Source organism: Paucihalobacter ruber (genome assembly GCF_006494535.1).
GTDB lineage: Bacteria > Bacteroidota > Bacteroidia > Flavobacteriales > Flavobacteriaceae > Paucihalobacter > Paucihalobacter ruber.
This window is the reverse complement of the sequence record NZ_VHIQ01000004.1, coordinates 312,625-333,756: the sequence shown is the minus strand read 5'-3', so window position 1 is coordinate 333,756 and position 21,132 is coordinate 312,625. Positions and strand designations below refer to the sequence as shown.

Genomic DNA, 21,132 nt, shown 5'->3' with positions numbered 1-21,132 from the left:
ATGTTGGATATGGTAGGTAGTTTATAAATATAATTGAGAATAAAAACCTCATATAAACTCTAAATAAATCACCTTTTAAGGGTAAAATGATTAATCTTGGTTATTCCACTATTAAAAACCGCTTTAAACCAATAATCATTTGAAGGCATCATTTGTCCTTGATAAGTACCATCCCAACAGTCATTTTCATCATCTAATAATTTTAAATTTTTACCGTATCTATCAAAAATATAAACTTTAAACTTTTGATTTGAAATACCACTTAAACTCCAGCAGTCGTTGAATCCGTCACCGTTTGGGGTAAAATATTTAGGATAATCTAATATTGGAATTGGCAGTTCTAATACACCACAACCATTAAGTTCTCGCACATAAATAGTGTAATATCCTCCACTTAAATTAAAAAACCGGTTATTTCTTTGCCAAGATATACCATCAATTGAGTATTCAAAATCAGAATTAGAATTAATATTAACCTCAATTGAGTTGTTATTGCTAAACTCAGTTACAGAAATTTCATAATTTGAGATTTCCGAGCTATTTATTACAGATATAGTTATTTGTGAAACAGCTGTTTCACAGATGCTGCCGGTTACCGTGTAGTTATATTCACCTTGTGAATCTAACTTTGGATTGAAAACACTTGTCCCTGAGGCCAGGTTCGGAGACCAATATCCATCAGTATCTGGCATACCTCCTAGTAATTCAAATAGGTTTATTGGATTTTCAGTTATACAAACTTCAATTTCGGTACCTACACCGGCATTTGGTGGATGTTCTAAAGTAACGAGTACAGTTGATTCATCAGAACCACATGTTGCGCTATCTACTACATATTTGTATACTCCGGCTGTATCTCTCTGAGGGTCGAAAACAGAAGTTCCGCTAATTAAATTGGGAAACCAATAACCATTAGCGTTTGGATTACCTCCTAAAATTTCGAACAAATCTATAGGTTCACTATTTGAACATAATGCTATTTCACCGTCTTCACCTGCATAAGGCAAATCATTGACCGTAATATTAATTTCTGTTGATGAACTACCACACCTTTCTGAATTCACAGAATAAACATAAGTTCCCGGCAAATCAACTGATGGATTAAAAATGCTATTGCCGCTTGATAAAATGGGTGTCCAAAAGCCATAGGTATCCGGAGATCCTTCTAAAAAATCAAATAAATCTAATGGATCTTCGTTAATACATATCTCTAAATCTGTTCCCTGGCCTGCGTTTGGTAAATTGTACAATAACACAGTTACCGTTGAAACATCATTACCACAACTTTCATTATATACGGTGTACAAATATTCCCCTGAACTATCGACGCTTGGATTAAAAATAGATGTACCACTTGACAAACTGGGGGTCCAATAACCATTAGAATCCACATCACCTCCTAATAAACCCAATAAATCTACTGCAGGATCATTAAAACATAGCTCAATTTCAATGTCTTCGCCAGCATTTGGTATTTCATTTATCTTAACCATAACACCATATTGTAAAGACTCTCCGTCGCTATTTATAAAGGTGTAGGTATAAAGACCCGGCGAATCAATAGCAGGATCTAAAATACCTGATTCGCTCGATAGTGCTGGTGACCAAGTTCCATTAAGTAATGGTTCTCCTGGTAATAAATTAAATAAATCTAACGGCGTGTCATTTATACATATATCCAAATGATTTACTTGAATTACCCCACAAATTTCTTCTACTTCGGATAAACTGCTACAAGCTGATGGATTACCATATATATTTAGGTTTCCAATAACACCGTTATTTGTTAAAAGATTACAAATCGCTGAGCAATCTAATAAACTATAGTTTCCCACAATGTAAGAGTCACTATCAGGAAAACCAATTTGCTCTAATGATTCTAATCCTGTTAACGTAGTTAGAGATTCATTATTATTAATTGAGAGAATACCACCAATAGATAAAAGTGAATAAAAGCCACTTATATTTTCTAATGCCTCATTTCCAAAAATTTGAACACTGCCACTAATAGAAGTCAAATTATTAAAGCCATTAATTTGAACAACACTTGGGTTATCGTGGAAAATAAACCAAATGTCTATAGTTTGCAACGAATTAAATCCGGAAACACTCGGAAGGTCTGTATGAGCAATTTCAAACCCACCCGATATGTCATTTATTTTATTAAAATCTGGTATGGTACTTAATATTGGACAAAACATAATTCCAAAAAAGCCATCTACCGATTTTAAATTTGAAAAGCCTTCAACAGAGCGAAGATAAAAATTAGATACTATTCGAAAACTAGTATGAATTTTTTCGAGCTTGTTAAAGCCACTAATAGTTTCTAAATATAAATTGTTAGAAAACACAAAAGCATTATTATAATCATTTTCACCATCCATTCCTGCTCCAACCGTTAATAACGAATCAAATCCTACAACATTTGTTATTTCGCGATTATTAGAAATACTGAACCAACCATCTACTTTTGTTAAATTTTCAAATCCGGTTAGAGATTGCATCGTATTATTATGGTTTAAAAAAAAATTACCTCCAACATTCTGTAAAGCCTCAAAACCGGAAATCGAAATGATGGTTGGGTGATTTTCAGAAATAATAAAATCACCTCCAACAGTATGTAAGTTGTTAATACTGGCAACTGTTTCAACTTTAGAATTACGAATAATAAAGTCGCCACCAACGTGTTCTAGGTTGTAAAAATTCGAAACACCGTTAACTTTTGCATAGCTTAATTCGAGACTGCCACGAATAATAACAATTGAAGTTAACTCAGAAATATCAGTAACATCAAAACCAATTTTTAAATCGCCATCAATTGTATTACAACTACCAAAATTATTTAGAAATTCTTGCACATCACTTTGATTATCTAGAATGACATCACCGCTTGGACATTGGGAATATAAGAATGTATTAAATAATAAAAAGCAGTATAAAAAGGTGTTTTTTAGCATGATTAGATCTGAGGTGCATTATTTTATAAGTGCTAAACTATAAAATATTCTTTACAAACTGTCCATTTTTTATTATCAATAATAACGCCGTCTGTGTATTGGTAAACAACTCCAAATTTTCTAAAGGATTTCCATCGATAAGTAATAAATCTGCCAAGGCACCTTCTTCTATCACTCCTATCCTACCCGCATACGGACTCCGTTTTCCCGACATGGCCAATATATCCGCATTGTTAGAAGTAGCCATTTTTAAAATTTCGTAGTTGTTAAACCATCGTTTCATTTTAAGTAATTGAACACCCGGTTGTGCGGCTTTTTGTCCATCAAAGAGCACATCGGTTCCATAACCTATTTTAACGTTATATTTTTTTGCTAGTGCAAAGGCAGTGTCTGTTCCGTTGTACATTTCTAACTGTTTAGCTCTGCTTTCGGGCGACAATACACCTTTGTCGCCCTCGTCAATAAAAGGCTGTAAACTCCAGGCCACATTGTGTTCTACCATCATTTTAACGGTTTCTTCATCTATCATTTGTCCGTGATCAATGCACTTCACTCCTGCCCTGATTGATTGTTGAATGGCTCGTGGCGTATAAGCGTGCACAGTAACATAAGTTCCCCAATTTTCGGCTGCCTCTACAGCTGCTCTAATTTCAGCTTCGGTGTACTGCGTCACATCTAAAGGGTCGTACATTGATGAAACACCGCCGCCGGCCATTAGTTTTATTTGGCTGGCACCTAACATGAGTTGTTCACGTGCTTTAACTCTTACAGCATCGGGGTTATCGGCAATTGCCGCGGCATTGATGCGCTCGGCATAGGTTAACCCTTTCGTTGGATCGGCGGGTATGTCATTTGGCAATCTGAAATCGCCGTGACCACCGGTTTGAGAAATAAACGCTCCCGATGGCCAGATTCTCGGACCATTAACCAATCCGCGATCTATGGCTTGTTTTAATCCAAATACAGGTCCGCCCAAATCTCTAACACTTGTATAACCGTTCATCAACAAATTTTCAATGTTCTTGGCGGCGGCAATGTTCACAAATCCAATATCTGAAGTCAATAAGGCTATTTGAGGCAAACCGGCAAACATAGCGTGATAATGTGCATCTATCAATCCGGGCATTAAAAATTTACCACCACCATCGATAATGGTTACCAAAGCACTTTTATTGGTAGCAATAGGTTTATTGGAAATTTTACTGATTTTATTACCTTCAATTAGTACATTGCCTTTAATGGTTTTTTGGTCAATGCCATTAAATATTTCAACGTTATTAATAAGTATGGTTTGAGGTTTTTGGGCTTTTAGCGAGATACTCAACAACAGTAAAATAATTAAGCTTACCCGGTAAATTTTCTTTATCATTTTGAGTGTATTTAATTGAGGGTAAGATAACAATAGATGTGGTAATAAACAATGAATATTTTAAAAAAACCAAATCGTCTAAATTGCCATTAATTTAAAAATAGTAATTTCGGGTCTTACATTAAATCGAAGTTGCAGCGTATGCCCCAATGCGCGGTTGATATAAAGTCGTCTGCCATCGTTCAAATCAATTTCACCTTGAGAATAACGTTTGTTTTTAACAGGAAGTATAGGTTCTGATAAAAACGGCAGTTTTATTTGTCCGCCATGCGTATGACCCGATAAAATCCAGCCTTGATAACCGTTCCAAACATCCATATCGCAAACATCCGGATTGTGGCATAGCACTACAGTGGACTCATTTGACCTATGTAAAGCAGTAGCTTTTTCAGGTTCAAAATGCAGTCCCCAAAAGTCGTCTATACCAATAAAACTTAAACCGTTGATATCAATTTTTTCGTTTATAAGAATGTCAATACCGTTATTTTGCAACCTTTCGGATACACCATCAGCCACCCATTGTTCTTCCCAACGGTGTCCGTAATCATGATTACCTAAAATGCCAACTGTACCCAACTTACCTCGAACGGTATATTTTAAAACCTCATCGAGTTGTTCAAACTGGCGCTTACCTCTCCAAGTAACGTAATCCCCGGTATACGCAACAATATCAGGCTTATATACTTGTGCCTTTTTTAAAGAATCTATTATAAATTGGTAATCAAACTTATCACCTACATGTAAATCGCTTATTTGCATCAGGGTCTTGCCATCAAGGTGTGACGGCAAATTTTTAATGGGCATTAACTTTTCAACGAATTCTAACCAAAATGGCTCAACTTGCCAGGTGTAAAAACCTGTAAAAGTGCTAAGCGCTACAGTTCCTAATGCAGATTGTTTGATAAATTTTCGTCTGTTCATTTTATAGGTAAACGAATAAAATATGGTTTTGTTTCAGAATTTCACAAATACTGTACAAACTTGACATTCATCATCTTTAGACATCTTCATTTGAGCTAATTTTGCGATATCTAACCTGAGTTTTTACAAAAGTACAAAGCAATCATGACCACCGAAAGTTTAATCCAAAATCTAAATCAGATTCTTGAATATATCATAGATAATGATTCAAAAATCGATACATCTGTTGCTGAAGTACACCCTAATTACCGGTTGAGCGCCAAGAATCTTTGTAGGTATTTAATGTTGAGAAGTGTCGATTTAAGAACTTATCACGATAGTTTATCAGACTATGGTATTTCTTCACTCGCTACCTCCGAGGGTTACGTTTACAGCAATCTTTTTAACGTGGTTAAAAACTTAAAACTCATTCAAGGTCAACCGGTTCAAGAACCCGCTGCTATTGAAATGATCGGTTATAAAAAGAGCAAAAAAATACTCAAACGCCATACGCGTCATTTGTTTAAGGCCGAGGATAAAAAACATCAGGTACGCATTATGGTAACGCTTCCAAACGAAGCCGCTCACGACAAAAGCATGATTCAACAACTGGCCGATAGCGGTATGCAAATTGCCCGCATTAATCTAAGTCACGGTAATTTGGAAGAATGGTCAAATATGGTGAAATACATTAAACAAATAAATAAAGAAACTACACACAACATCATTATTTACATGGACTTATCCGGTCCAAAGTTAAGAATTGCGCCTATAGCTATTCCTCGAAAGAAAGGAAAGTTTAAAAACAGTATTTCTGTTCGTGAAGGTGAACATATTTGCCTGACAAAAACAGATTCCCGGGGAAAATCCTCTAAATTTAAAAAACACGGCAAACAAACCAAAATAGGTGAAATCGGGGTGCTTCTACCCGAAATAATTGAAGATATAAAAATCAACCACCGTGTGTTGTTTGATGACGGGATGATTGAATCTGTAGTGGTATCAAAAACAACCGAAGCGGCAGAGTTGCTCATTACCAAGTGCTATAAGAATAAATTAGCCTCAGAAAAAGGCATTAACCTACCCGACACCCAACTCAACCTGCCTGCACTTACAGAAAAGGATATAGAAAATTTACCCTTTGTTTGCGGCAATGCCGATATTGTTGGTTATTCGTTTGTTAGAACAGCATCAGACGTTAATTACCTGCATGAGCAATTAAAACTGTACAATGCCGATAATATTGGCATTGTATATAAAATTGAAAATAAGGAAGCCTTTGAGAATTTACCCTTTATTTTATTGGAAGGCATGAAGCGCGCCCCTATGGGCGTAATGATTGCCAGAGGTGATCTGGCTGTTGAGATAGGTTTTGAAAGAAGCTCAGAGGTTCAAAACGAAATATTATGGCTTTGCGAAGCTGCTCATGTTCCGGTTATTTGGGCAACTCAGGTGCTTGAAAATTTGGCCAAAACCGGTATTCCAACACGCGCTGAAATTAGCGATGTGGTGCAAGGTGTTCACGCCGAATGTATCATGCTTAATAAAGGTCCGTTTATCAACGATGCTATCGTACTTCTTAAAAATATTCTCACGCGAATGGAAGCGCACTCCTTTAAAAAGAAAAATGCGTTCCGTGCCTTACATGTAGCACAAAACGCATTGCATCCTATATTGGGAATCTCGAAACCGCTTGTAACGGATTAACCGAGATTAATATATTTTTTTTAAACCAAATTGATCTAACATTACTTTTTCTGAATCAAACGAAAAAGTAAGACCCAATTCCTTCCAGGCTGTACCTTCCAGTCCTTTTAATTCAACACCATTGGCTGTTTTGGTTATAGTAAACAGAAATTTAGTGTATTTATCATCTACTTCTTCCATCTTTTCGTTAACCGTTGTCATCCCGTAAGTATTAACAGCTTGTGGTTGATTTTTTAAAGCAGTAAACGATAAATCTGTCCAAACGGTACCTTCAACACCCTGCATTTTAAAACCATTGGCGGTATTTTCGATAACAATTTTAAAATCTTTTAGGTCTGATGCCTTGGTGTCTTGAGCATTTAGTTTGCCTACGGTAAATAAAACCGCAACTATCATCAAGAGTTTTGTGATTTTTAATCCGGATAAAAATAAACTTTTCATAATTGAAGATTTGGGTTAAACAATTTCAACTTTGTAAATATAATAAAATTCTATTAAACAAGCTATTGCATTTATTCCTCTACTACGGGCATAGGCGTAAATGGTTTGATTCCAAAAGCCGGATACACTTCAGTCGGATAATAAATCGTACCGCCGCGACTTACCATAGCTATGGTTTTTATGGCTTTGATATCTTCAACAGGATTCCCGGGAATTAAAAAGAAATCGGCTAATTTGCCCGCTTCAATGCTTCCAAGGTCTTCATCTCCCATATATTTAGCCATATCATAGCTGGCCAATTTTAAGAGTTCAGCGGGTGTATATCCCAATTGTTGGTACAACTCCAATTCGCGATGGTAAAAGAATGAACCACCCAAATCGGTTCCCGGTACAATAAAAATCCCTTTCTCTTTCATCATTTTTAAAGTCTCCACTATTTTGTTGTAACCTGCCTTATAAGCCAAATCATCTTCAGGTGTAGCCACTTCTGCCAAAGCCATTTTCGAGCTGCGTTGGACATTTGGAGGCATATGGTCTATAAAGTCTTTAGTACCTTCCATAACTTCACCGTTTCTAGCGGTCAGTAAAACTTCATGAATAGCTAAGGTTGGATCTATGGCTGTGTTATTTTTAACAAACAAATCCATGGTTTCTTGAACTTTAGCACTGTTTAAATCTATTTGAGGTAATCGTTTTAAAGCTGTTAATCTCAATAGGGTTCTCGTGTCTTCATCCGGTTCTAGCACCCAGCCCAACATGGTTTGATTGATATGGGTCATTTCGTCAAAACCGGCTCTTAACATGGCGTTGGCGTTTGAAAATGCCGGTACATGTCCACAAACAAACATATTGTATTCGTGCGCCTTTTTAACTATGGCGGGTGCCCAATCACCATTCATAGAGTTGTAAAGTTTCACGCCGTAATAGCCCTTCTCCCGATAGGTATCTACTGCCGCCAATGCCTCAGCTTCAGACCCTACTACAATACCATTGTTGGCGCTGTATTCACTTTTACCTTCAATAAAGCCCAAACGGTGTATTCTTGGTCCGGCCAGAATACCGGATTCTATTTTTTTGACCAATTCGTCAAGCACTTCGTTGTTATTACCCATATCTCTAAACGAAGTAACACCCGCCAACACATTTAACAAACCATCTTCATCACCGGCATGGGCATGCATTTCATACATTCCCGCTACCAAAGTGCCACCTGCCCCATCAATCAGAACTTCGTTTTCGCCTTTGGCATCAGCATCCTCAATGCTTTCAATTCGTTCGCCATTAATTACAACCGACGATAAATCTGAAAGCGATAAAGTCTTAGGATCAAATATTTTTACATTTGATATGCGTACTTTTTTACTGTAATTGTGAGCGAATTCTTTTTGCAGCGATTCAAATCGTTCTGCCGAATACTTCTCAGCATAGGCCCGAAGTTCTTTTTCTTTGGCTTCAAATCCTTCGCGCAAAATAACAAACGACGGACTAATAACAGCGAAAAGACGCATATCCTCATCTGCCATCATGTACGACGGATTCAAATCTGCTCCGGATATGGCGTAAGCCGTAAGATTAACAGTGCTTGAATCAACCGTAACGCTGGTTTTTTCCATTTCGGTTAACTTCAATGTTCCTGCCGGAAGCACTTCAGCTGAATTATCTTCAGATTTTAAAAGACTACGTGCCGTTAGAATCGCTGAATAAGGACTTCCCGATTGGTTCACATACCATTTAGTGGCATCAACTGCGGTGCTGTCGCTTCCTGTGGCGTCTGTCCATGAAGCCGTGGTACCGTTATAAGTGTAATGCTCATCTACGGCATTTCCAAAAGTAGTATTGCCTGTAATTTGCCATTGAATAGGAAAACCCGCTGCATTTAAAACAATGGTTTCTTTCATGGTTGGTCCACGCCCGTTGTCTTTATAATCGTAATCTACTTGAATGGTATCCCCGGAAATTTGAGTTTTTAAATACCCTACAATAGCACTTCCAGAGATGACCGAATAGCTTTCATTGCCTTGGTAATTTATTAAGGAAGACTCCTTTGATGGTTCCTGTTTGCAGGAAGTGAGCAAGAATAATAATAGAGATACATACAAAAAAGACGTTTTCATAATGGTTGGTTTAAGAATATGCATAAAGATAGCAATAAAGATGTTTAATGCAACAAGCTATATATTTTCATTGTATTAAAAATACCCTAAATTAATGTAAACTAGACCCTTATCAATTCTGTTTAAATTTTCACACTATAAAGCCCCGGGTATGAGACTAAAAAAAGCATTTTTTCGTAAATTTAGGGTTCTGAAATTAATTAACTTCAATACATATCCTCATGAAACATTTTAAGTTTTTGTTTGTTCTATTACTATTACCGCTATTCACTCTGGCACAATTAGACCTGAGTTATCAAACGCCTCACGATAACATTAAAAGCCTGGCCGATGTGACCATGCCACCAAGTATTAGCATTAATAACGATGGTAGTAAAGCACTCCTCATTTCCCGTGACCAGTATAAAACCATCGCTGAGTTGTCTGAAACCGAACTGCGTCTGGGTGGATTGCGTATCAATCCGGTAACCAATATTTCAAGCCGAGTGCGCTATAGCACTCAACTGGAATTGTTTGATCCAAAAACAAAAACCAGCTCCCAAATAGCCAATATGCCGGCAAATCCCAGAATTGCCAATATCAGCTGGTCTCCAAAACAAAACTACATTGCCTTTACCAACACCACCGAAACAGGCGTAGAGTTATGGGTGATTGATTACGCAGCCAAAAGCGCTAAAAAGCTTACCGATGACAACCTCAATGCCAATATGGGTGGCGCTATGGAATGGATTCCTAATGAAAGTGGATTTTTGGTAACAACGCTGCCTGCAAACCGACCTAAATTAATTGACACTTCTGTGAGTATCCCCAAAGGCCCAACCATTTCGGTTAATGAAGAAGGCCAAAAAGCCCAAAATCGCACCTATCAGGATTTACTGCAAAATAAAGCCGATGAAGCTAATTTTGAAACCCTGGTTACCAGCGAAATCTATAAGGTAAATTTAGATGGCACCACTACCCTATGGAAATCAGCCGGTATGTATTCAGGAATGTCATTCTCTCCCGACGGTAATTATGTGATGGTAACCGAAATCAATAAACCCTTTTCCTATATAGTACCTTATTCAAGGTTTCCTACCAATTATAACCTTTATGATCAAAACGGAAATTTTATAAAAACCATTACCGAAGTGCCGCTGATTGAAGAATTACCCAAAGGTTTTATGGCAACACGCACGGGTATAAGAAACGTGAGCTGGCGCAGTGATCAGCCGGCAACGTTGTACTGGGTGGAAGCCTTAGATGGTGGCGACCCTGAAACGGAAGTTGACTTTAGAGATGAAGTATACCAGTTAAAGGCACCTTTTACGGGTGAAAAAACGCCAATGGTAAAAACTAAATTACGTTATGCCGGGGTCACCTGGGGCAACGATCAACTGGCCGTGGTTTACGAAAGATGGTGGAACACCAGAACCAGTAGAACTTTATTTTTCAATCCTTCAAATGTTAATGAAGAACCTCAGCTGTTTGTAGAACGCAATTATCAGGACACCTATAGCGATCCTGGTTACTTTGTTACTACCAGAAACCAATTTGACCGCTCGGTTCTTGAATTCGCCAAGGCGAACACGCTTATTTTGATGGGTGATGGTTACTCACCGGATGGTAAATTCCCATTTATTGATGAATACAATGTAAACACCCAATCTAAAAAGCGATTGTATCAAAGTAAAGACGATGATTATTTAGAAGATTTGGTGAATATCATCGACATTAAAAAGGGACAGGTTTTGGTGCGATTGGAAAATGCGACTCAGTTCCCCAATTACTATATGAGAAACATCAAAACCAAAAAACTGGAGCAAATTACCAATTTCAGCAACCCGTTTAAAGCACTGCAGGATGTGCATAAAGAAATCATTACCTATAAGCGCGATGACGGATTAGAACTTTCGGGTACGCTGTATTTACCTGTGGGATACGATAAATCCAAAAAGGAAAAAATGCCAATGATTATGTGGGCTTATCCGGTCGAGTACAAAGACCGCAGCAGTGCAGCTCAGGTGACTTCCAATTCTAAAGAATTTACCTATCCGTATTACGGCTCTCCCATTTATTGGGTCAACCGCGGTTATGTGGTATTAGACGATGCGGCTTTTCCTATTATAGGCGAAGGCGATGAAGAACCCAACGACAGCTTTGTAAAACAATTGGTTGGCAACGCTAAAGCGGCTATAGATGCCGTTGATGCTATGGGTTATATAGACCGAAACCGCGTGGCTGCTGGTGGACATAGTTATGGTGCTTTTATGACGGCTAATTTATTGAGTCATTCCGATTTGTTTGCTGCTGGTATTGCCAGAAGTGGTGCTTATAATCGTACGCTAACGCCATTCGGATTTCAAAGTGAAGAGCGCAACTATTGGGAAGCACCGGATGTTTACAATACCATGTCGCCATTTATGAACGCTCACAATATGAAAACCCCCTTATTGCTCATTCACGGTGAAGCCGATAACAATTCGGGTACCTACCCTATGCAAAGTGAACGCTATTTTAATGCCCTAAAAGGCTTAGGCGCACCGGTAAGGTTGGTGATGTTACCTAAAGAAAGTCATGGTTATGCCGCCAAAGAAAGCATTATGCACATGCTCTGGGAGCAAGATCAATGGTTGGAGACTTATGTAAAGAATAAGCCGGTTGAGTAAATAATCGAATTTTATGAAATTGAAAAAGACCCGTATTTTTTAATATGGGTCTTTTTTATGAACTGCTATTTGATATTCTATTGAAAAACAAATGGCATGCACTCCTTTCTCCAGAACGCTATTGGAACGGGTGCACTCGGAGTGACAAATGAATGACGTTTATTTTGTCATTCCGACGAAGTGCCAGTCCGCCTTAGGCGGAAGGAATCGCATCACCTTAGGTCCAAATTTCCCGATTATTAGGACCCATTCAATGAGACTCCTCGTCGCTCGTGCCTTGCTGCTTTAGGGTGATAAAAATATATAGTATTGGATTTTAAATTATTAATACTGACAATGGCAAACCATTAATTTAAAATTATTCAGTAAATAGGTGTCTATAGCAATTATTTATTTTCCATGTGGTTCTATATGACATTCAAGCTTTACATTAATAAACTAAACTCACCACATTCATTTGAATCCAATTTTTAGAATCTAACCAAAAGTCCGCCACCCCAACCGTATTGGTTATTATAATTCCCTTGAATGGAGAAATTACGTGAAAGAATATACGACAGTCCAATAAGCCATTCTGTTTCTTCCTCGAAATCTGCGCCATTCTCAAAATCATTAACCCATCCAAAATCTGCCCGGTATTCATATTCTCCCTCCAAAAATATTCGTGGAAATAAAAGAAATTCTCTGTCGAGTCTAATTCTTGGTCGTAGTTGGTGGTCGATGCTCAAATCAAGACTAAACATATAAGGAGAAAAATATTTAATCCCCGATACAACCACTGTGTTGATTCTATCAAATGAATCAGGACTTTCGTTTTCTGCATTTACTCCCACATATAGTCTGACCCAGCTGTTTAAGTACCTATTGTAGCTTATTTCAATTTCTGCATTTTCTTTGTAATCAAATTCACCACGCAAACCAAACTCATTTCTAATGTTGCTTGACGTTAATACTACTTCATTAAAGTTAGACCCCAAACGAGCTAATCCCCAATGGAAATATTGATTGCTCTCGTGTATTAATTTTTTTACAGGGTAGGCTTCCATTCGTTCATCACGTGGCGTGTCGTAACTAAAAATGCGAGCCATTCCGCTCATCATATGGTAGAGAACGTGGCAATGAAAAAACCAATCTCCGTATTCCTCATTGTAGAATTCTATGGTTACTTGTTCCATTGGCGGTACATTCACCGTATGTTTTAGTGGTGAACGTTCTCCATTTTTATTAACCACCCTAAAATAATGACCATGCAGGTGCATTGGGTGGTGCATCATTGTAAGGTTATTTAAGGTTATCCTTGTAACCTCTCCGCCTTTGATTTTAATTTTATCAGTCTCGGACAAGGGAACACCATTAATACTCCATACGTAGCGGTTCATATTTCCCGTAAGGTTGAGTAATAATTCATTCACCTGAGCATCTACAGGGAATGTAGTTGGCTGGGTTGCTTTCAGAAAATCGTAATTGAAATATGTTTTTCGTGTATCGTAATCAAATTTGGCCGTGTCTTTAATTGAATTATCCTGATGCTGCATATGTTTATGATTTGTCTTCACCATTGGCATTTCAGATACTTTATTCGTATCCTTTTCCCTATGACCATTAATTTCATGATCATCTTCCATATTCATATGGTCGTGCGACATGTCCATCTTCATGCCGTACTTTTCCTTTAAGTACTTTGGCGTATTGCGTTTAAGGTTTCCTATGATAGCCGGTGCACCCATCTTCATATCCATATTGGCCATTTGCTTCATCATGGCCACTTTATCAGGTCTATCAATAACGGTTGCCGGAAATAAAACTCCACTTCCTATTTGAATTGAAGTATGCCCCGAACCATCTTGAGCTGTGGCGGTGATTTCTAAGGTTCCATTAGGAATGCTTACGATGATATCATACGTTTCGGCGATTGCAAAAAGAAAACGGTTTTTAGAAACAGGTTGAACGTCTACACCATCACTGGATACAATTTGTGGGTTACCCCCTCCAAAGTCTAGCCAGAAATAAGTGGAGGCAGCTGCATTGATAAATCTCAGCCTTACTTTCTCACCCGGATTAAATTCAGGATACTTGGCCAAATCTTGTCCGTTACTTAAAAAAACAGGATAATAAATATCAGCAATATCTGCGCCTTCCATTCGGTCTCGCCACATTTTAAGTTGTGCCCCAAAAGCATTTTGACTAATAGCACGGCTTAATGGCACGCTTGTACCCTTTCTTACCTGATACCATTCATTACCTCTTTTCAAATTTTTTAATACATTCTCAGCCTTCTCATTTGTCCAATCAGATAAAACTACCACTAATTCTTTATCATAGCTGAGAAGTTTTTCTTTTGGTTGTATAACTATCGATCCATAGACACCTTTTTGCTCCTGAAGCATTGTGTGTGAATGGTACCAATAGGTTCCCGTTTGATTGATTGGTATCCGGTACTGAAAGGTTTCATTAGGCTTTATGGGTGGTGTGGTTAAATAAGGAACACCGTCATAAAAATTAGGAAGAATTATACCATGCCAATGTATTGAAGTTTCTACTTCCATCTTATTAGTAACATTTATAATGGCCAGGTCACCTTCTACGAACTCCAGAGTTGGTGCCGGAATGCCGCCGTTAACCGTGATGCCATTAGCCGTTACACCAGCCAATGTAATATTACTTTCAGCAATGGTTAGGTTATATTCTTTAACCGGCCTTCCCTCTTCTGTTCTGTCTTGTCCGTTTGTTCCAACCTGGGAAAAAAGTATGTTTGTTGTGAATATTATTATGATTAAACAGTATGTTTTTATTATATTTTTATTGTTCATTTTTGAGTCTTTCTATCATTCTTTTCATTTCTGCAATTTCCTCTTCCTGTGCTTTAATTATTTCTTCTGCCAACTTTTTTACCTCCGGGTCTTTTATATCTGCCTTGTTACTGGTAAGAATAGCAATGGAATGATGTGGAATCATTGCTCTTAACCATTTCACATCATCTATTGGGATTTGTTGCCTTACCAGAACTGTTGAAACTGCCATTAATAGCAGGCTGCCAACAATTAACATCGTGTTTTTAAGTTTACTGGTGTACATGTTACGCATAAACAAGAACATGATTATTGCCATTCCACCAATACCTATTAAGGTCATATACATTCTTGTCCAGCTAAAAAACACGTGACTTAACTCATAAGTATTGAAATACATAGTTATGTACATGGAGATTGCCGAACAAATTAGCATGAGGATAAATTTGGTATAGTTTGATTTATTCATTTTACTATTTTTTTAAAGATTACAACCAAAGATTGGCATTTTAACTCGTGGTGATTTGGTGGACGAGTTTTTTCGAAAGAGTTATAAAGGTATGAAAAAAATCGGACTTTATTTTTAGCATGCTCGATCCAAATTTTCAGATATCAAGACGCATTGCAATGAGACTCCTCGTCACTCGTGCCTCACTCACTCGGAGTGACATATGACGTTTGTTTTGTCATTCCGAGATCAATTAAAATCCATTCATCTTCCATCTTAAACTTCTAATATCGTATATCGTAAATCAAATCCTCTCTTCTCCCTGCCTGTCGTCAGACAGGTCTTCTCTCTTCTCTCTTCTCTCTTCTCTCTTCTCTCTTCTCTATTTTCTATTTTCTATTTTCTATTTTCTATTTTCTATTTTCTCACCCAAAACAAACCCCAAAACATGACCAATATCATATTTTTTCACTAACTAATTCACTACCTTATAACCGATTTAAAAGGAAGTTTAACTTAAATCTTTCAGTTATGTCACTTGTAAAATTTAACAACAGAAACCGTTTATTCCCATGGAATAACGCAAGCTTAAAAGATTTATTAAGCACTGACACATTCTTTAATGACGACTTTTTTACTGAAGACGGATTGATGCCTGCAATGAACATCAAAGAGCATGAAACCGACTTTGAGATTGAATTTGCAGCTCCAGGTTTCTCTAAAGAAGATTTTGAAGTGAGCATTGAAGACAACGTACTCTTCGTTAAGGGTGAGAAAAAACTTGAACGCGAAGAAAACGAAAAAGACTTTATGCGAAGAGAGTTTAATTACAGCGCTTTTAACCGTTCCATCAAGCTGCCAACAACAGCTAACTTGGAGGAAGAAATTAAAGCCACCTACAAAAAGGGTATTTTAAACCTTCGTATCAACAAGCTTGAAGCCTCAAAAACAGCTCCTAAAAAACTGATTGAGGTTAATTAGATTTCTTGACAGCAACAGGGCGACGTAAAGAGCGCCGCCCTGATTGTCAAAACTTAAAAACTAGAATCATGACACCTACAGATTATTATCCAAAGTTGATGAAATGGCTAAGTCCGGACGATTTGAACGACATTTGCAAAACGTGGTTGTCTGAACTACAATTTATTAAAGACGAACAGCGGTTCTTTCAAGAAGTGATTCGAGATCACAACAGAGAATTAACCACCAAATCTAACTACGCACACAGTAAAGAATTACTTGAGCAACTTGCTAAAAGCAGTGCCAAAACGTTTCAATTAATAAGAACTGTAGAACATCAGTTAAGGGACCTTGAAATATTGGTAGACGGCGTAGACCAGCTTAAAGAAGAACAAAATTTTAAAAGATGTCAAGCCGGTTTACATGACGAAATGGATACACACAAAAATGCCTTTAAAAACTTAAAACGCGAATTATTTAAACACATCGCACACATTCTCAAAATCGAAAAAAGTGTATCTAAGGTTTGAAATTTAGCAAGTTGCTTTAATTTAAAACGAAAACACCCAAAGCTTTGAAAAATAAATCTTAGCTTTGGGTGTTTAATTTTCATAACATCTCACATGAAACACTTATGCTACTTTTTATGCCTTATCGCACTAAGCTTCACCCAGGCTCAGCAAACCTTTTACGGCACTCAGGAAATCACCTATCACTACGAAGGCGAAAGTGCCGAAATGATGGCACAATATATGCCCAAAGGCATGACCTCTTACTACGGAAAAGATAAAAGCGCCGTAGATTTTAACGGTGCTGCTATGGAAGCCATGATGAACCGCGTGGTGACCACCCCAACCGAAAGTTTTGCCATAAGCCATAATAATAAAGCAGTATATACTATGGATAATGATTTTGTAGAACAAAATCAGCCTAAGATGGAAAATGTACAGGTTGAAAAAGTTGAAGGTGAAACCAAAGAAATATTAGGTTTAACTTGTGATAAATACACAGTGAGCATGAGCCAAATGGGCATGGAGATGAAAATGGTCATGTGGGTTTCAACCAAATATAGTATGCCCGAATACAAAGTAACTTTTAACCAGGATGCTTCAATGGAGCTTCTTAAACAAGCCAATATCAACGGTATTGTGTTGCGCTTAGAATCCGAAATTCCTTTGCCAGGTGCCAGTGTTACCATGATTATGGAAACTACCAAACTGGATCCATCACCCGTAGCCGACAGCGTTTTTGAAAAACCCGAAGGCTATGCTCTAAAGAATTTCGCAGATATGCCAATGCCCGGCTATTAATTTTGCGTTAACAAAATTTTAAAAAGACCTTGACATCGAGGTCTTTTTTTATATTTGCAACCGTGAATCCAAATCTTAAACTACATATAACCAAATATTTTAGTCTGTTCATGGGCTTATATATGCTTAATATTAGCGTAGATGTGCCCAATTATATTTTTAACGCCCCACAACCCGATGCGGCGTTTAACCTTCAAGAGAGTATTATTGAAATTGTAGTTGAAAAGGTTCTGGGCTTCGAAAATGCAATCCCAGAGACTCAGGACAGCGATGCAGACTCCAAAAGCCAAATAAAACCATCTTTTAAAATTGATGTTTATTTATCGCTTTATGCCCTAAGTTTTTCTGATTTTCAAGAAACGGTTAGAAATAACAACTATAACCATTATAGCATTCCGCTTATAGCCGAGCCATTTAGTGAGGTGACTTCTCCTCCACCCGATTTTAGTTAACATCATACCCAAGAATCAACTGAAGCTTTACTAGAAAGCTTCATTATCTGTATTGTTTAACTAAAATCATAAATCATGTTTAAATACTTAAAGCATTGGTGTTTACTATTTATTTTGTCGACACCGGTCATCTCAATCTACTCACAAACCGAAACTGAAACCAACAAACAAACCTTAGATAGCCTCTATATTGCTGAAACTGAAAACAGACCTAAAGAACGCCCCAAAGTACTGCACGCCGAACCTTTGTATATTGATTTAATTAGAGATTTGGGTGCCCGTAAAGGTGAAAAAGAATGGAACTTCGGATTTGGAATCACCGACAAACGCAATTTTGACGAATACCTGGCGCTGGTAGAATACGAATGGGCTCCGATTGACAGACTCGGACTGGAAGTAGAACTGCCGTTCTCCATTTTTGAACCTACCGAAAATGGCACGCAAGCACCCGGTAGCAAGTTGCAAAGCTTAAAACTCGCAGCTCAATATACTTTTTGGGTGTCTGAGGAATACAAAACCTCTTTGGCAATTGGTTATTTGCACGAATTTGAACTCACCGAATTCCGTAATTACAGCAGCAGTCGTTTTTATGCGGGTAACATCTATAATCCGTTTTTTATTGCTGCCAAACGATGGGGCAATAACTTTCATACCTTGCTGTATACCGGTCCGCAGTTTTTTGAAAACTTCAACAGTAATTCATGGGAAACCGTCTGGCAATTTAATACCAACTTTCACTACATGATAAGTGGTACACGTAACTTTCTGGGAATAGAACTCAATAAGGAATTAAATGATGCCGGTAAATTAGATATGGTGATGCGCCCACAAATGCGCGTGAGTGTAACCGATAATTTATTAATTGGTATTGTAACTGGCATTCCCATTAGCAGAGAAAACGAACGACTAAGCACCTTTCTTAGGATCATTTATGAACCCGGACATTAAATAAGCGTTGGTTAATGGTGTTATTGAGTTTTGACGTAAGATTTGAAGACGGAAGACGGAAGACGGAAGACGGAAGACTGAAGACCGAAGACTGAAGACTGAAGACAGCAAGATTTGAATATCTCATCTGAAAACTACACCATAAAAATGGCTCAAAAACAACAATATCTCATAAAAATAAAAAATATCGGTGAGCCCCTCGAACCCGATAAGATCTTGTGCGCTAAATACATCATGTTAACATTGTCAAACCAGAAGTATTCTATAAATCATCTTAGTAATATTAAAATTGACTTAAGAAAAAAAGCCCGCGTTGCGCAGTCCCCAACTCGTTGGTAAAGAGCCTGCCGCGAGCCTGTCGAGCGGTCTTGATCAAACAAAAAATGAATGAATAAAAATTAAGACTGCGAATCGGTCATAAAGCAAACGACATCCACTTTAAGTTTCTAATAAGACCGCATTGCAAATGCTTCGTTCATTCCTGATGATATAGATAAGCACTCGTTAAAAACGAGCGCTAGAATAACCATTTTAGACACTTGTAATTCAGGAAGATTAATCGTCGGCTTCGTCCACTGTTGCATCACCGCCATTACCAATAATTTTCAGGTACATAAAACCGCCTAATCCGGCTATAAACGAAGCTACCAGAATACCTATTTTAGCTTGGGTATGATACATATCACTTTCAAAAGCTAATTCGGTGATAAAAAGTGACATGGTAAAACCAATAGAGGCCAAAATACCGACACCTAAAATATGTTTTAGGTTAACACCTTCGGGCAATGCACACAGTTTAAACAATAGCATTAATCGTACAAAAAGGTAAATGCCTGTTATTTTTCCTACTATTAAACCTAGAGCCACGCCTAGTGTTATTGGACTTAAGAAATAGCCGAAGGATTCAACATCTATGGTGACGCCGGCATTGGCAAAGGCAAATATGGGCAGCACTACAAAACTCACAAAAGGATGCAAGGCGTGTTCAAGCCTTTGCAACGGTGGCGTGGCATCTTCGGTGAGCAGTGAAAATTTTTCTATGTTTTCCGAAATTTTATCGAAGTCTTCATGCGGGTCATTTATAGATTTTTGTTTTAAACGCTTTATTTTAGAGGTGAGCTGTCTCACCTTTCTTAAAAATAAAGAGGTATTTACTTTTTTATTGGTGGGTATGGTGAAGGCCGCTAAAACGGCGGCAATGGTAGCATGAACACCCGACAGCAAAACAGCCAGCCACAAACCACCAATGCCCATAACCGCATAAAACAAAGTATTTCTAATACCCATTCTATTAGCTGTAAATAATATGAGTAAAAAGAATCCACCCATAGCCAGATTATTCATTGAGATTTCAGATGTGTAGAACAATGCAATAACCAGTACAGCGCCTAAATCGTCAACTATGGCAACGGCTGTTAAAAATATTTTTAAGGATAGTGGTACTTTGTCTCCCAGTAAATACAAAATACCCAATGCAAAAGCAATATCGGTTGCCATGGGAATACCCCAGCCCGTAACGGCATCGGTTCCCTGGGTAAACATATAATAAATCAAGGCGGGAAATAACATACCACCAACAGCCGCAGCTACCGGTAGCAAAGCGCTTTTAAAGCTTGCCAACTCGCCATGCATCAACTCTCTTTTTAATTCTAAGCCAACCAGAAAAAAGAACATAGACATGAGTCCGTCGTTAATCCAGTGCAGCAGGTTTTTTCTAATGACAAAATCTTCAATGCCTATATAAATGTATCGACTCCAAAAGTTATGATAGCTTTCAGATAAGGCAGAATTAGCGAAAATCATCGCTAATACCGCCGAAAAAATAAGTAATAAGCCAACGGAGGTTTTCTTTTCAATAAAATTTTTGATGGGTAATAACAGAAGGATTTCTAAACTTGATTTTTTCATCTCAGTCTTATTTCACTTAAAAATAAAGATAATTTTTTTATTGAATTAAATCATTAAGTATTTCTGTAAAACTTATGAACTGATCAAATTAAAAAAGCCTATGGAGTGTAACATGTTAAAAAGAATAATTTTTAGTCTTGCATCAAGATATAAAGAAATAAGATTTTACACTTGAAACGGT

General features: G+C 37.6%; 15 protein-coding genes. 7 read left to right on the top strand and 8 right to left on the bottom strand.

Going from position 1 to position 21,132, the window contains the following annotated elements:
• Window positions 1-68: 68 nt before the first annotated feature.
• From FJ651_RS10055 to FJ651_RS10045, 3 genes are all read right to left on the bottom strand, one after another.
• A complete protein-coding gene (locus FJ651_RS10055) occupies window positions 69-2,957 on the bottom strand; it encodes a T9SS type B sorting domain-containing protein (RefSeq protein ID WP_140990382.1) in 2,889 nt (962 codons plus the stop codon).
• A 37-nt stretch (window positions 2,958-2,994) separates the two neighbouring features.
• Window positions 2,995-4,326: a metal-dependent hydrolase family protein gene (locus FJ651_RS10050; RefSeq protein WP_140990381.1), complete on the bottom strand. Its 1,332-nt coding sequence runs from the start codon at window positions 4,324-4,326 to the stop codon at window positions 2,995-2,997.
• Between the two features lie 78 nt (window positions 4,327-4,404).
• Window positions 4,405-5,247, bottom strand: a complete 843-nt coding sequence (locus FJ651_RS10045; protein WP_140990380.1) for a metallophosphoesterase — start codon at window positions 5,245-5,247, stop codon at window positions 4,405-4,407.
• A gap of 144 nt (window positions 5,248-5,391) precedes the next feature.
• Here FJ651_RS10045 and FJ651_RS10040 point away from each other — a divergent pair, with 144 nt between their 5' ends.
• A complete protein-coding gene (locus FJ651_RS10040; RefSeq protein WP_140990379.1) occupies window positions 5,392-6,933 on the top strand; it encodes a pyruvate kinase in 1,542 nt (513 codons plus the stop codon).
• A gap of 6 nt (window positions 6,934-6,939) precedes the next feature.
• Here FJ651_RS10040 and FJ651_RS10035 read toward each other — a convergent pair whose 3' ends face one another.
• On the bottom strand, window positions 6,940-7,374 hold the full coding sequence (locus FJ651_RS10035) for a hypothetical protein (RefSeq protein ID WP_140990378.1): 435 nt from the start codon (window positions 7,372-7,374) through the stop codon (window positions 6,940-6,942).
• A 71-nt stretch (window positions 7,375-7,445) separates the two neighbouring features.
• Window positions 7,446-9,488, bottom strand: coding sequence for an amidohydrolase family protein (locus FJ651_RS10030; RefSeq protein ID WP_140990377.1), 2,043 nt, complete (start codon window positions 9,486-9,488; stop codon window positions 7,446-7,448).
• A gap of 221 nt (window positions 9,489-9,709) precedes the next feature.
• Between FJ651_RS10030 and FJ651_RS10025 the strand changes: the two genes are divergently transcribed.
• Window positions 9,710-12,136, top strand: a complete 2,427-nt coding sequence (locus tag FJ651_RS10025) for a S9 family peptidase (protein ID WP_140990376.1) — start codon at window positions 9,710-9,712, stop codon at window positions 12,134-12,136.
• A 470-nt stretch (window positions 12,137-12,606) separates the two neighbouring features.
• On the opposite strand, the gene FJ651_RS10020 is transcribed toward FJ651_RS10025, so the two are convergent.
• Together FJ651_RS10020 and FJ651_RS10015 are read right to left on the bottom strand one after the other, a co-directional pair.
• Window positions 12,607-14,946: a multicopper oxidase domain-containing protein gene (locus FJ651_RS10020; RefSeq protein ID WP_246085347.1), complete on the bottom strand. Its 2,340-nt coding sequence runs from the start codon at window positions 14,944-14,946 to the stop codon at window positions 12,607-12,609.
• On the bottom strand, window positions 14,936-15,394 hold the full coding sequence (locus FJ651_RS10015; RefSeq protein WP_140990375.1) for a DUF305 domain-containing protein: 459 nt from the start codon (window positions 15,392-15,394) through the stop codon (window positions 14,936-14,938). Before FJ651_RS10015 ends, FJ651_RS10020 begins: the two co-directional genes overlap by 11 nt.
• A gap of 510 nt (window positions 15,395-15,904) precedes the next feature.
• Here FJ651_RS10015 and FJ651_RS10010 point away from each other — a divergent pair.
• The 5 genes from FJ651_RS10010 to FJ651_RS09990 all read left to right on the top strand — a co-directional run bounded on the left by FJ651_RS10010 (window position 15,905) and on the right by FJ651_RS09990 (window position 19,043).
• The gene (locus FJ651_RS10010) at window positions 15,905-16,354 is read left to right on the top strand and encodes an Hsp20/alpha crystallin family protein (RefSeq protein ID WP_140990374.1); all 450 of its coding nucleotides are present in this window, start codon (window positions 15,905-15,907) and stop codon (window positions 16,352-16,354) included.
• A gap of 68 nt (window positions 16,355-16,422) precedes the next feature.
• Window positions 16,423-16,863: a hypothetical protein gene (locus tag FJ651_RS10005; protein ID WP_140990373.1), complete on the top strand. Its 441-nt coding sequence runs from the start codon at window positions 16,423-16,425 to the stop codon at window positions 16,861-16,863.
• A gap of 93 nt (window positions 16,864-16,956) precedes the next feature.
• Window positions 16,957-17,643, top strand: coding sequence for a DUF4412 domain-containing protein (locus FJ651_RS10000; protein ID WP_140990372.1), 687 nt, complete (start codon window positions 16,957-16,959; stop codon window positions 17,641-17,643).
• A 110-nt stretch (window positions 17,644-17,753) separates the two neighbouring features.
• Window positions 17,754-18,095 carry a hypothetical protein gene (locus tag FJ651_RS09995; protein WP_140990371.1) on the top strand — a complete coding sequence of 114 codons (342 nt, stop codon included), beginning with the start codon at window positions 17,754-17,756 and terminating at the stop codon, window positions 18,093-18,095.
• 75 nt (window positions 18,096-18,170) lie between these two features.
• Entirely contained in the window at window positions 18,171-19,043 is an 873-nt protein-coding gene (locus FJ651_RS09990) for an HAEPLYID family protein (RefSeq protein WP_140990370.1), read from the top strand.
• Between the two features lie 555 nt (window positions 19,044-19,598).
• Here the strand turns inward: FJ651_RS09990 and nhaA are convergent.
• The gene (gene nhaA / locus FJ651_RS09985; RefSeq protein ID WP_140990369.1) at window positions 19,599-20,951 is read right to left on the bottom strand and encodes a Na+/H+ antiporter NhaA; all 1,353 of its coding nucleotides are present in this window, start codon (window positions 20,949-20,951) and stop codon (window positions 19,599-19,601) included.
• Window positions 20,952-21,132: the final 181 nt, after the last annotated feature.